The sequence below is a fragment of the Enterococcus sp. M-BR2 genome, assembly GCF_056612775.1.
Map to the genome: position 1 here is coordinate 1,961,744 of NZ_CM152743.1, position 12,589 is coordinate 1,974,332.

Below are 12,589 nucleotides of genomic sequence, written 5' to 3' on the forward strand. Positions count from 1 at the left end.
AAATCATCAAATCTGTCATAGCTTTCACCTATTCTACTGTCGTTCGAAAAAATGGACATACTCCACCCATGAAATTGTTGTTTATACATGTCTTTTGAATTTATTTAGTTGTTATTCAAAAGTTCAAAACGTAATTTCATCGATGCAGTCATTTTTCCGACCTCCTTTTTTATTAGGTTACCACACACGATTCAAAAAAAGCAATAGCTACTGAACAGTAACTGAAAACCTTTTATTTGAACGTAGTGATCTTTTCTGGTGCTAAACGTACAGACTCGTAACCTTCTTCTACCGCTTTTCCTATTGATAAAATAATAACTGGAACATAGCGGTCTTTATCCAAACCAAATGCCTCTGCCAACTGATCTGCTTCGAAGCCACCAATTGGATTTGTTTCATAGCCATGATCACGTGCAACTAACATGAATTGCATAGCCGCTAAGCTAGAATCGACTTTGACTACATCGTTCATTTCTTCTCTTGAAAAACTCTTGTAATAAGGAATGATCGCAGCTAATTGTTGATCTCTGACTTCTTTTGGCATCTTCCCTGATTCGTAAGCTTGGTTATAGATTTCTTCGCCATATTCATAACATTGCATATCGCCAAAAATCATGACCATTGCAGAAGAAGTATCATTTTGTCTCGTATTGAAACGGATCAAAGGACGCAAGATTTCTTTTGCTTCCTCGCTTTCTGCGACTACAAAGCGCCATGGTTGCATATTGACAGAAGAAGGAGCAGTCGTCGCTTCTTTGATCATTTCCAGCATTTCTTCGTGTGGGATTTTGTATGTTTCATCATATACGCGAACGGATCTTCTACCAGTCATAATTGTTGAAAAATCATTTTTTTGTTCCATTATTATTAACCTCTTTCGTTTCTGTTGTTATATTGCAAAGTTGGGTATTCAATTTATCTAAAAGTGTTAGGAATTGCTTCATCTCTACATCGCTGAAAGCTGGGGACAGCACGGAACCTGTATCTTTATGGTCCATTTCACAATGCTCGATTTTCTGCTGGGCTTTTTCTGTCAGTGCTACGTAAACTTCCCGGTTGTTCTGAGGATTTCTCTGACGCGAAACATACCCGTTTGCTTCTAAAACCTTCAGATGACGAGTAACTGCTCCTTGATCAATCTGCAACTTTTCTTGCAAACTGCTTTGCAGCAATGGATTTTCTTCTTTCAGTCTCATCATGATCTCGTATCTAGTAAGACTTATACCGATATTTTCCTCAAAGATCTGGACGATTTTTTGATCGGCTAATTTGATTTGATATAAAAGGTGGCTAATCTCTTCTAAAGACATAATTTCCTCCTCTCCAATAATTGACTAGTCAACGATTGACTTGTCAATAATAGAATAAAAAAAGAAAAAAGTCAAAGAATCAGCTGTGAAATTAAAAAACAAAGGCTTTCAATAGAAATGAGTGTAAATAAAAGAAATCTCTTGTAGAATGAAAAGAAAGAACAATAAAGCCCCTATTGAAAGGAAGAGGCGATGAGGGTTCTCACCGCCTCTTCCATTTGCTTAAAATCCAAATGAGCCAGCGTCTTGACGATCCCGCTCTGCCACAGTGTCAGCATACTTGTTCAACTGTTGATTGATGCTTTCCAATAACTGCTCCATCTGTTTGACATTTCCTTCCAGCTGATTGTATTGCTCTAAATATGCTTGGAAGGCTTGCCCTTTCCATTGTTGAGCGATTTGTTGGTTCATGGAATTGACCTTTCTGATCGCATCTTGGATTTGAGATGCTGCCTGTTGGTAGACCTTTGCCTGTGATTTAAGCTGTTCGGGTGTGACTGCAATTGCTCCTGCCATGTTTGTTCCTCCTAATAAAAAGTTATTTTTTGTTACGCGTACATCATAAACTATTTTTTGTCTATGTGGTCAAAATGTAGCATTCACGCACATCATGTGTCGTATACGATGTGTTATTTTACCTCTTTCTCCCTCCTTTTTTGACTGGTCAAAAATCCAAGAAAAATAACTATACAAATTATTTCTAATCACACATATTTTTCTAAGTATGACCTTTTTAAGTTTATTACAAATCACTTTGAAATAATTCTTAAAAACTAGCTGATATTTTAATGTTTTATGTTCTTTCTCAAAAAAATATAAAAAAACAGCTAATATTTACCTGACAATACTCCTCTATCCTCCTTTTTTTTCTATCCGGAACGAATATTCCTTCTTGTAAATGCAGATGATCCTCCTTCGTTTTATATGTGGTGAATATTCTCCCATTTATTAAGTACGTAAATATTTGAAAAAATTTTTTTGATTTGATTTTTTATTGTCTCATTATTCTTTTGATATTTTTCATGCAAAAAAATAGCCAAGGTATTTGATGTAACACCTCGGCTGTCTCTCTTTTTATTTGTCTACTACTAGTAATTCGTCTAATTGAAAATCGATTTCATAGATTCTTTCTACATTTCTCAAAAGATCATGATTCATTTTATGATATTTCGTTGCACCAAGTTGCTGACAAATCTGCAACGCTTGGTTTACTTTTTGTCTTCCTTTTTCATTTCCTTTGATCATCTCCCAGATTCCAGTGAGTAGGGAATACTGATTTCGTTCAAAGAACATATCTTCTTCTAAAAAGACTGCTTCAAGTTTTGAGATATATTTCCAAATTAGTCCGCGTTGTTGCTGCTGGATAAAATGGATAATCGCGTTTGCCAGCATCCGAAAGCTCTCATTCTTTCGATCCTTGCTGTTTTGATAAGCGGAAATACTGACTAATGCTTTATCTAACACTAAATCGATAAAGAATGGATCAAAAGCATACATACAATGATTGAATAACACCAACTCATAGTTCGTCCATGTCTGTGCATAAATCAGATACTGATAAACTTCTGAATCAGCAACAGCAATTGGCTCATCTACTATACGAGCAATCAGTAATTTACATAAACTAGCTAGATGTCTCTCCTTTTGAGTGATGTCTCCTTTTTCTTCGCACAGGCTGATCAAATGTTGTAATTCTTCTTTATCTTGATTCATAAATGCTAAAACCATTTCTTTCATCATCCGGTCCATGTTTGCCACTTCCGGCGGATAATCGAATATCCTCAGTTCATCATAACCAAGATTGAGTTTTTGTAAAAAATATGAAAATTTGCTAACTGTCGTGTCTGCTTGATTTTTTACAAACCGTTCGTAAACGGATCGGCTGACTTCCTTTCCTCATAATTCTGCTACGGAGATACCTTTTTGCTTTCGAACAAATTCGATGATCTCCCATACTTCCATTTTGCCAACTCCTTTATAAATATGGCTCTCCTTCAGTTGAAAACAATCGCAACATGATTTTGTATGAAATAACATATACCAATCCATCTGATCTTCATTTTTCATTTCTAAAAATCATTTTTTCGTAAGACGTTCCTTGTTTTTCATGATATCATCGCTGTTAAAACCAATTGTTCATTTACCAGTATTTTTAAAAAAACTTAATCATAATAGTTGTTTTATAATTTTAAAATCCATTAAGGGATAAAGAACAAGCGGTATAATTATACATATAATACGTTATTTTATTTTTGCTATATGAAATATACTCATTTTTATTTTTTCTAGTAGAATTTTATCTTCTAAGTATTCCCCTCGTATGAACTATTTACCATTGACAAACGTTGAACAAAAATTTAGAATATTCACAAGTTTGACGACAATTATGAAAATTTATGTCGTGCTAAAGGAGTTTTGTTATTGGATGAAAAATTAGATATAAAAACTGCGATCAAAGACACGTTACCTACCGTTTTTGGTTATATCGGTATTGGACTTGCATTTGGTATCGTTGGGAAAGCTGCCGGGTTTCATCCGCTAGTCGTCACGTTGATGTCCCTGCTGATCTATGCTGGTTCCGCCCAATTTATCACAGTCAGCATGCTTGCTAGCCATAGTCCACTGCTTTCCATCGTTCTCTCGACCTTTCTAGTCAATTCCCGAATGATTTTGATGAGTATGACGATTGCCCCTTATTTCAAGAAAAATCGGCTGCTTCAAAATCTGCTGATTGGCACATTGCTGACAGATGAAAGTTTCGCACTGGGAATGAATAAATTGAACTATACTGGACAAAAGTTAAATTTTCGTTGGATGAATACAGCTAATTGGATTTCTTATTTGACGTGGGTGGGTTCTTCTCTTGTTGGCGCACTTTTAGGTAATTTTATTACTGATCCGAAAAAGTTTGGTTTGGATTTCGCCATCGTTGCTATGTTTATCGGCTTACTTTATCTTCAAGTCATTTCTGATAGAAACACCTCTAAACGATTACAGTTGATCCTGATTGGTCTCACTTTGATTCTGGTATATGTCGGACTGATTTTTATCCCAAGCAACTTAGTGATTGTAGTTGTAACATTGATTGGGTGCGGATTGGGGGTGTGGATCAAACATGCCTTCTTTTGAATTTACATTGCTGACTATTTTAGGTTGTACTCTAGCGACTTGGCTTTCTAGGGTCCTACCGTTTGTCTTACTGAAAAAATTCGACTTACCGCGACCGTTGCTTGAGTATTTAAGTTTTGTCCCAATCGTCATTATGTCTGCTTTATGGTTCAGCAGTCTATTTACCCAAAACATCGGACATCTGCCGCAGATTAATCTCGAAAATGCTTTGGCTTCAGTTCCTACGCTTTTAGCTGCTATTCTTTCAAAAAGCTTATTGGTGATCGTCTTGGTAGGTATTCTTTCCCTTTCATTGATTCGCTTATTATAAATAAAAAAACAGGAGCTTATGGCAAATTACTGTCATGAGCTCTTGTTTTTATTTATGATAAGAAGAAAATCGGCGTATTCCTACTTATCCGTTGAACGGACCACTAACAACGACTTTTCCTAACATATGTCCTGTTTCTACGTCTTTGGTTGCTTGTTTCAAGTTCTTCGCATTGATCCCATCTGAATAGACCTTGCTCAATGTACTACGGATAATCCCTTCGTTTGCTAAAGCAGCAATGTGCGCTAAAGCTTCTCCTTGCGTTTCGATTTCATAGTTATAGTCTGTTTTAGCGAACATGTACTCCCAGTCGAAACTGATAGATTGGTTTTTCCAAACACCTATGTCTAACGGCTCTTTGATTCCTACGATCGTTCCCACATGTCCAAATGGTCGGACAAGGTGCTTGATCTGATCAAAGTAGCGGGTAATATCAAATAATACAGCGACATACTCTACTTGATCGATTCCTAATTCACGAAAACTTTTACTTAAGTCTTGATGATAATCAATTGGATAGTCTACACCTGTTTTTTTCAGCCATTCAAAATTCTTCGGACTTGCAGTCGCATAGACTTCTAGACCAGCCCAATGCGCTAGTTGATTCAAAATCGAACCGACGCCCCCAGCTCCGTTGATCACTAAGATTTTTTTCCCGCGGTTGGCATTTTCTTCTGGAATCAGACCAAATTTTTCAAATAACAATTCATAAGCGGTCAATGAAGTCAATGGCAACGCTGCGGCTTCTTCATCTGACAGATTTTTCGGTGCAAGAGCGGCAATACGTTCGTCAACCAGTTGGTATTCTTGATTGCTTCCTGCTCTTGTTGTTGTACCTGCATAAAACACGCGATCCCCGACAGAAAATTTTTGCACTTCATCGCCTACAGCAACGACTTTCCCGACCCCATCAAACCCTAAGATACGCAAAGCATTTCTTATCCCATTATCTTGGCGAAGTTTCGTATCGACAGGATTGACAGATACTGCGTTGACTTTTACCAGAAGATCCTGTGGACTGGGTACAGGTACCTGTTCTTTTTCATCCATAAAGCTTTTGGGATCATCGATCGGCAACCCTTCATAAAAACCGACTACCTTCATTAATTCCTTTTCTGACATACGAATTCCTCCTTAGCTTCATCAAGTTGGAGCATCCATACAGTGTTCATTTCAATATATATAGTATGTTATTTGTTCCACCTTTTTTATCCATCATAATTATTCTCTTACTTAAAGTAAACTATTTGCACTTTTTTGGTTAAAAAAGAGGTTGCGACAAGACTTTTGTCACAACCTCTTATAAACGGTGTTCTCCTACCAACTCTTCGGTCACAAGTTACAATATTCATAAAATATGAGGAGCTATTTTTTGAAATTGCTCCTTGTAACTCAGAGTTAAACGGCAGGCTCACAACCTCTGATTCGCGGTGTTCAAGCAAGAAATCATCGTTCACTGAAAAGTGTTGGATGTTCTTTTTCAAAGGTGTCTAAGATCTCTCGTACTTCATCGGTAGATTTCGTATTCATCAACTGAACACGCAAGTCATTTGCTCCAAGAAATCCTTTGATATAGATTTTAAAGAAACGATGCAGTCCTGTGATCGAACGCGGGATGATTTCTGAATAATGATCTTGCAGATCTAGTTGCAGACGAAGTAGGCCAATCAGTTCTTTTTCTGTATGTTCCCTCGGTTCTTTTTCAAATGCATAAGGATTCTTGAAAATCCCCCGGCCAATCATGATGCCATCTACGCCATATTTTTCAGCCAATTCTTCTCCTGTCCGGCGATCGGGGATATCTCCATTGATCGTGATTAGTGTTTGCGGAGCGATTTGGTCACGTAAAGCAATGATTTTAGGAATGACTTCCCAATGTGCATCTACTTTACTCATCTCTTTACGCGTACGCAAATGGACAGAAAGATTGGCTATATCTTGATGAAGCAGGTGACTGATCCATTCTTCCATCTCAGACATTTCCGTATAGCCGATACGCGTCTTGACGCTGACAGGCAAACCACCAGTTTTAGCCGCTTCAATCAATTGTGCCGCTACTTCTGGACGAAGGATCAAGCCACTGCCTTTTCCACGTTCTGCTACATTAGGAACTGGGCAGCCCATGTTGATATCGATTCCTTGGAAGCCCATTTCTGCCATAGCAATGCTCATTTCTCTAAAAAATTCTGGCTTGTCTCCCCAAATATGGGCAACCATCGGCTGTTCATCTTCTGTAAAGGTCAATCTTCCTCGTACACTATCTTTTCCATCTGGATGACAGAAACTGTCTGAGTTTGTAAACTCAGTAAAGAAGACATCCGGTGCTGCTGCATGCTTTACGACATGGCGAAATACAACATCTGTTACATCTTCCATTGGTGCTAAAACAAAAAAAGGCTTTGGCAGCTCTTTCCAAAAATTAGTAGTCATTTATTTGTTACTCTCCATTCTATCAAGCAGTGAAGTCGCAATCTTTCTCAAAAACATTGTCATTATACTAGGAAACAAAAAAAGAAGCAAAGTGAACAGCTTAAAAGATGTTTCTGATTGAACAAAAAAGACTGTGACAAAAATCTTATCACAGTCCATTTTCCGGAATAAATGGTGTTCTCCTGCCAACTCCTCGGTATTCGCTCAACAAACGACAAAATATGAGGAGCTATTTTCCCGTTTATTTCTCTAATACTCAGATCAAAACGCTGATTTCACAACCTCTTTCTAACTTCTCAATCCTCTTCCTTTATTGATCAAATACCAAGTAACAGCGTACAAAACAACGATGAATAACACAAGTACGATCATCGATGTTGCTACTGGCACATCGATCGTTCCAAGGAATCCGTAACGGAAACCGGAGATCATATAAACAATCGGATTGACTTTCGATACAGCTTGCCAAAATGGCGGCAACATAGAGATGGCATAGAAAACGCCACCTAGATAAGTTAACGGCTGCAAGACAAATGTAGGCACGATTGATACATCATCATAAGACTGAGCAAAAATCCCGTTGAGCAGTCCTGCTAACGAAAACAAGATTGCCGTCATCAATAATGTAATGATGACCATGAACCATGAATACACATGAAGTGGTACAAAGAACAAGGAAATGATCGTTACGAGAGAGCCGACGAGAATACTGCGACCCACTCCGCCAATCACAAAGCCCCAAATAATCACATGCGTAGGAACAGGTGCTACCAAGATTTCTTCGATATTTTTCTGGAATTTTTGAGAGAAGAAGGACGAAGAAACGTTGGCATACGAACTAGTGATAGCAGACATCATAATCAAACCAGGCACGATGAATTCCATATATGAAAAACCACCCACGTCACCGATCCGACCACCGATCATTTTTCCGAAAATAACAAAATACAAGGATGTCGTGATCACTGGTGGAACCAGTGTTTGGACCCATATACGCAAATAGCGGTTCGTTTCCTTGATAGCTAAACTTTTTAATGCAGTAAAATAAAGATTAAACATTTTTCTCCTCCGTATGATCATTTTCTTCTGTGATTTTCAAGAACAGTTCTTCTAAACGATTCGACTTATTCCTCATAGAAAGAACTTTGATTCCTTGTCTTGTCAGCTGATCGAAGATTCCGTTCACCCCTTGATTTCGTTCAACTTCGACAGCGATTGTCTGTTCATCTTCAAATGTACAAGCGTATCCTTCAATCACAGGTTTGGTCTCATATGGCGCTAAATCAAAGATAAATGTTTCAAATTGCAGTTTGGATAGAAGCTCTTTCATACTAGTATTCTCGATTAGTTCACCTGATTGGATGATCCCGATGTTACGACAAAGCATTTCAGCTTCTTCTAAATAATGCGTCGTCAAAATGATCGTTGTACCATTTTCGTTCAATTCTCGTAGAAACTCCCACATCTCGCGTCTCAATTCAATATCGACTCCTGCTGTTGGTTCATCCAAGATCAGCAAACGTGGTTCATGCATCAATGCCCTAGCAATCATCAGTCTTCGCTTCATTCCCCCGGAAAGCATACGTGCACGGACATTTCTCTTTTCCCAGAGATTGGACTGCTTCAAATATTTTTCGCTACGTTTCATCGCTTCTTTGCGAGAGACACCGTAGTAACCTGCTTGATTCACGACGATTTGCTGGACCGTTTCAAAGGGATTGAAATTGAACTCTTGCGGGACTAATCCAATCTGTTGCTTTGCTCGGACTAGATCCGTATCCAGATCATAACCGAAGACCTTCACTTTTCCAGATGTTTTATTGACTAAAGAAGTAATGATTCCGATCGTTGTAGACTTTCCAGCTCCATTTGGTCCTAATAGCGCATAGAAATCTCCTTCTTTCACGGAAAGATCGATTCCTCGCAATGCTTCGACCCCACTTCCATAAACCTTTTTCAAATTATTTATTTCAAGCGCATTTGCCATTTATTTCCTATCTCCTTATAGACATGATTCTTTATTGTATCATGGAATACAGCAGATGAAAAAACAACTTGGTTCCAGAGAAAAATCAGGTTGCTAGGCTCAGGAAAATCTCCTAATGAAAGACATCAATCGGACGAAGTCAGACAACCTTTTCAGAAAAAACAAATCGAAGATAAAGGATTACTATTCATATATGCAACAAAAGGAGCGTGAGACAAAAGTAAAGAACACTTTTGTCTCACGCTCTAAACACGTATAAACGGCAGAAGCAAAAGCCATGATTTTTGATCCAATAAATACTTTCGATCACTTCGCCTATCCCAATACATGCCACTGCCGCTTTTCATCAAATGACGCGGCTTCCGTTTTTGCGGTTTCTACTAAAGTCTCTGGGTAATCCAAAACTTTCAGCAAAGCAATCGCATTTCGGGTCCTTGAAGGTCCTTCTTTTAATTTGAAATCAAAACTGATTCCTTTTCCTTCTGTTACTTGTTCTTCAAAGTGGACATTCTCACAATAATTCTTTAAAATCTCTGTCAATTCGATATCATGTGTGGCGACAAATGCTAAAGATGGATACTCCGCAAGCCACCGAACGACTGAAGCGGAAGAAGCAATCCGTTCAATCGTATTTGTCCCTTTTAAAATCTCATCTACGAAGCAGTAGCAGCGTTCTTTGGAAGCCACTTGATCCAACAAACGTTTGATCGATTTGATTTCTGAAACAAAATAACTGTCGCCTTCAAATAAATCATCTTCGATTGCCATGGAAGTCAACACATGTCCAGATTGCAGGGTAAACTGTTCTGCAATCGCTGTTTGGATCGTCTGTGCTAGAATACAGCTGATAGCTATACTTTTGACATACGTAGATTTTCCTGATGCATTGGAACCCGTGACTAATGTATTCTTCTGCCAGTTGACTGGATTCACTACCGCTTCTTTTAACAATGGATGATAGATATCTTTCGCTGTCACACCGCCCTCAGTAAATTCCGGACGGCAAGTGATGGGCATATAAGTACGGTAATTCAATATTGCAGCGGCTACTTCCAGTTCTCCCAGCAATTCCCACAGCTTGATGGCTTCAGTTGAATGCTTTTCTAATTTAGTGAGAACGAAATGATAGGAGATAAATGGCAGCATGAACATGATGTTGACATATTCAAAAATCAACTCTGCTTCACTCCCGCTCTTCATACGAAATGAAAAACCTAATTTTGGGATGTCTCTTAATGGTTTAGTTTGCTGTTTCAGCTCTTCTTGAAGTGGTGTCGGCAGTTTTGCTAACTGATTGGCGGCTGAAATCGTTGAAACCAAATAACTCATGCTATTCAGCTCTGTTTCTAGTGTTTGTTTCTTCACTAGATAATAGACCGTATTGAATACTAACCCACCGATTGCCAAATAGATTCCTAGTACTTGACCTAAAAGAAGCAAACCTACACCCACCAGCGGAAGCAAGCCAAGAAAAATAAATAAACCTACGCGTCCAATCTTTTTACTTTTTCCATCCGCTAGATATTGTTTTGCAAAATTATGATCTTTTTTTCCTAAACGAGCGAATTGATATTGGATTTTTTCTCTCAGTTGAGGATTTTCCTGATAAAAAGCAATCAGTTTTTCTAACTGCTGATCTTCGCCAAAATCAAAGCTGCGTAAACGTTGATACAACGCTTCTGAACCTACACTAGAATAGGTACTGTTGATTCCTTCGAATACTTCGAACATATCTAGGTCATACCAAGTAAGATCATCGATTTCGCTATCCCATGAACGGAACTTCTTCTCCGTGAGCCATGCTTCCTTCAAGCTTTCTTCTTTATCAAATCTCGGTTGATAAGGAATTTTTCCCCATTTGCTACGAACTGTTTCCTTTAATTTCAAACGTGAAAAAATGTCTAAAGCAACTAATAAAATAACAGCTGCAATAATAATTAAAACGATAAATTCTCTTTGATTCATATCCCTCTCCGTTCCTTTATTTGTTAGCTTTAGTATAGCACTGTTGCGCTATTTGAAAAGGGGGTACAAAAATAACTGTCTTCGTTACCTAATTCGTATCAATCACACCAAAATAAAAACACCTTCCAAAAAAGAAGATGTCTTTAAAACGAGATACAATTTTTTTGTCATTCACTTCAGGTAAATTAGAGCCAATTAAACCCTCCGCAACTTGACGGAGATGGAGAAGATGCCCCTGTCTAATTTAGCGGTCATCTCTCCTCCCATTCCTTCCACCAATTTTTTTGACAGGTAAAGCCCGATTCCGCTAGATTCCGTATTTGTGCGGCTGGTATTTTCTGTATAAAAACGCTGGAAGACTTTTTCAACAGAGGTTTGCGCTCCTGCTTTGATAGGATTGGCCACTGTTAATCGAATGAATGGATCCTCTTTTGAAAATGTCACCTTTGCTTGTCCATCTGCATAGCGCAATAAATTCTGTATGATATTTTGCAGCACTCGCAACAACATGAGCGGATCTGCTAATACCGTTGTATTTATCGAGTGTTCAGCGAACGCTACCTCGATATTTTTTACAGAAAATTGTTCATAAAAAGAGAAAAATACTTCTTCCACCTCTTTAGAAAAAGAAAGCGTATGGAGATCCATTTCTTTTTGCTTCGTCTCTATTCGAGCAAGATCATAAAACTGATCCGTCATACTGAGTAATCTTGCAACAGATTGTTTGATGATCGTTAGATACTTCTCCCGTTTCTCCGTATCCTCTACCTGTTCCAGTAATTGTACATAACCGTTAATAGCAGTCAGAGGAGTTCTGAGATCATGAGAAAGGCCGACGATCGATAGTCTGATGTTTTCTTCCATTTCTTGAAATACTTGTCCTTTTTGTTCATTTTCATCCACCCATGTATTCAGTGCATCTACTAGGTCCATTAGATTCTTTTCTCGAAATTCGACTGAAAGACGACCACCATATTCTTGTCGTTCAGAAAGAGTGGCGATTTTCTTAGTCAATCGCTTGATTTCCCTTTGCAGGAAGAAAATAAAACTTCCCATAAAGATAACAACGAGAAGCAATAGCCACTTAATCAAATCTAAACCCCACTCCCCACACCGTATGAATATACACAGCATATGCCTTTGCTAGTTTCCCTCGAAGATTGGAAATACGCATATTCACTGTTTTCTCACTATCAAAATATGGTTCTTGCCAAACTGTTTCATAAAGGTTTGCTCGCGAAAATACTTTTTTCGGATGTTCTAAAAAAAGCTTCAGCAGATCGAATTCTCTTCCTGTCAAATGGACAGCCACACCATTCACATTTACCTCCCTTGACTCTTTGTCCAGTAAGATTTCCTTGTAATAGATGCGTTGCGACAGATCTTTTACTTGGACAGAAGTCTGATGACGAAGTTGGATGCCGATTCGTAAAAAATCATTTACTTTCACATAATCTG

Annotated in this window: 13 protein-coding genes and 1 pseudogene; 2 read left to right on the forward strand and 12 right to left on the reverse strand. The window is 38.2% G+C overall.

The annotated features are described in order from the left end of the window. Nucleotides 1-232 precede the first annotated feature (232 nt). From AC1F25_RS09560 to AC1F25_RS09580, 5 genes are all read right to left on the reverse strand, one after another. Nucleotides 233-862, reverse strand: a complete 630-nt coding sequence (locus AC1F25_RS09560; protein ID WP_002310475.1) for a nitroreductase family protein — start codon at nt 860-862, stop codon at nt 233-235. Beyond that, nucleotides 846-1,310 (reverse strand): MarR family winged helix-turn-helix transcriptional regulator, encoded by a 465-nt coding sequence (locus AC1F25_RS09565; RefSeq protein ID WP_002310476.1) that lies wholly within the window; start codon nt 1,308-1,310, stop codon nt 846-848. The genes AC1F25_RS09560 and AC1F25_RS09565 overlap by 17 nt, the downstream gene beginning before the upstream one ends. A gap of 222 nt (nt 1,311-1,532) precedes the next feature. Next, nucleotides 1,533-1,826 carry a WXG100 family type VII secretion target gene (locus AC1F25_RS09570; protein ID WP_002310516.1) on the reverse strand — a complete coding sequence of 98 codons (294 nt, stop codon included), beginning with the start codon at nt 1,824-1,826 and terminating at the stop codon, nt 1,533-1,535. A gap of 558 nt (nt 1,827-2,384) precedes the next feature. Next, nucleotides 2,385-3,059 (reverse strand): Rgg family transcriptional regulator, encoded by a 675-nt coding sequence (locus AC1F25_RS09575; RefSeq protein WP_244843298.1) that lies wholly within the window; start codon nt 3,057-3,059, stop codon nt 2,385-2,387. 147 nt (nt 3,060-3,206) lie between these two features. Beyond that, nucleotides 3,207-3,377, reverse strand: a complete 171-nt coding sequence (locus AC1F25_RS09580; RefSeq protein ID WP_253248157.1) for a hypothetical protein — start codon at nt 3,375-3,377, stop codon at nt 3,207-3,209. A 354-nt stretch (nt 3,378-3,731) separates the two neighbouring features. On the opposite strand from AC1F25_RS09580, the gene AC1F25_RS09585 reads away from it, so the two are divergent. Beyond that, complete coding sequence (locus AC1F25_RS09585; RefSeq protein ID WP_002310518.1) at nt 3,732-4,439, forward strand: AzlC family ABC transporter permease; 708 nt, start codon at nt 3,732-3,734, stop codon at nt 4,437-4,439. Then, on the forward strand, nt 4,426-4,749 hold the full coding sequence (locus AC1F25_RS09590) for an AzlD domain-containing protein (RefSeq protein ID WP_002310520.1): 324 nt from the start codon (nt 4,426-4,428) through the stop codon (nt 4,747-4,749). Before AC1F25_RS09585 ends, AC1F25_RS09590 begins: the two co-directional genes overlap by 14 nt. 84 nt (nt 4,750-4,833) lie before the next feature. On the opposite strand, the gene AC1F25_RS09595 is transcribed toward AC1F25_RS09590, so the two are convergent. The 7 genes and pseudogenes from AC1F25_RS09595 to AC1F25_RS09625 all read right to left on the reverse strand — a co-directional run. Beyond that, nucleotides 4,834-5,871, reverse strand: coding sequence for a zinc-binding alcohol dehydrogenase family protein (locus AC1F25_RS09595; protein WP_002316877.1), 1,038 nt, complete (start codon nt 5,869-5,871; stop codon nt 4,834-4,836). A gap of 324 nt (nt 5,872-6,195) precedes the next feature. Beyond that, nucleotides 6,196-7,179, reverse strand: a complete 984-nt coding sequence (locus AC1F25_RS09600) for a tRNA dihydrouridine synthase (RefSeq protein WP_087062868.1) — start codon at nt 7,177-7,179, stop codon at nt 6,196-6,198. Between the two features lie 288 nt (nt 7,180-7,467). Then, nucleotides 7,468-8,238, reverse strand: coding sequence for an ABC transporter permease (locus AC1F25_RS09605; RefSeq protein ID WP_479994072.1), 771 nt, complete (start codon nt 8,236-8,238; stop codon nt 7,468-7,470). Continuing rightward, nucleotides 8,231-9,166, reverse strand: a complete 936-nt coding sequence (locus AC1F25_RS09610; RefSeq protein WP_002310523.1) for an ABC transporter ATP-binding protein — start codon at nt 9,164-9,166, stop codon at nt 8,231-8,233. The genes AC1F25_RS09605 and AC1F25_RS09610 overlap by 8 nt, the downstream gene beginning before the upstream one ends. A 315-nt stretch (nt 9,167-9,481) precedes the next feature. Next, nucleotides 9,482-11,131 carry a MutS-related protein gene (locus AC1F25_RS09615; protein ID WP_002335272.1) on the reverse strand — a complete coding sequence of 550 codons (1,650 nt, stop codon included), beginning with the start codon at nt 11,129-11,131 and terminating at the stop codon, nt 9,482-9,484. Nucleotides 11,132-11,326: 195 nt separating this feature from the next. Then, nucleotides 11,327-12,223 carry a sensor histidine kinase gene (locus AC1F25_RS09620; protein WP_087062871.1) on the reverse strand — a complete coding sequence of 299 codons (897 nt, stop codon included), beginning with the start codon at nt 12,221-12,223 and terminating at the stop codon, nt 11,327-11,329. Beyond that, nucleotides 12,216-12,563: pseudogene (locus tag AC1F25_RS09625) on the reverse strand (winged helix-turn-helix domain-containing protein); the annotation flags it as partial. The gene AC1F25_RS09620 and the pseudogene AC1F25_RS09625, both read right to left, overlap by 8 nt. Nucleotides 12,564-12,589 lie beyond the last annotated feature (26 nt).

Coding starts and splice junctions, on each gene's coding strand:
- AC1F25_RS09560 (WP_002310475.1), bottom strand. CDS start 862: ATGGAACAAAAAAATGATTTTTCAACAATTATGACTGGTAGAAGATCC.
- AC1F25_RS09565 (WP_002310476.1), bottom strand. CDS start 1,310: ATGTCTTTAGAAGAGATTAGCCACCTTTTATATCAAATCAAATTAGCC.
- AC1F25_RS09570 (WP_002310516.1), bottom strand. CDS start 1,826: ATGGCAGGAGCAATTGCAGTCACACCCGAACAGCTTAAATCACAGGCA.
- AC1F25_RS09575 (WP_244843298.1), bottom strand. CDS start 3,059: ATGGACCGGATGATGAAAGAAATGGTTTTAGCATTTATGAATCAAGAT.
- AC1F25_RS09580 (WP_253248157.1), bottom strand. CDS start 3,377: ATGAAAAATGAAGATCAGATGGATTGGTATATGTTATTTCATACAAAA.
- AC1F25_RS09590 (WP_002310520.1), top strand. CDS start 4,426: ATGCCTTCTTTTGAATTTACATTGCTGACTATTTTAGGTTGTACTCTA.
- AC1F25_RS09595 (WP_002316877.1), bottom strand. CDS start 5,871: ATGTCAGAAAAGGAATTAATGAAGGTAGTCGGTTTTTATGAAGGGTTG.
- AC1F25_RS09600 (WP_087062868.1), bottom strand. CDS start 7,179: ATGACTACTAATTTTTGGAAAGAGCTGCCAAAGCCTTTTTTTGTTTTA.
- AC1F25_RS09605 (WP_479994072.1), bottom strand. CDS start 8,238: ATGTTTAATCTTTATTTTACTGCATTAAAAAGTTTAGCTATCAAGGAA.
- AC1F25_RS09610 (WP_002310523.1), bottom strand. CDS start 9,166: ATGGCAAATGCGCTTGAAATAAATAATTTGAAAAAGGTTTATGGAAGT.
- AC1F25_RS09615 (WP_002335272.1), bottom strand. CDS start 11,131: ATGAATCAAAGAGAATTTATCGTTTTAATTATTATTGCAGCTGTTATT.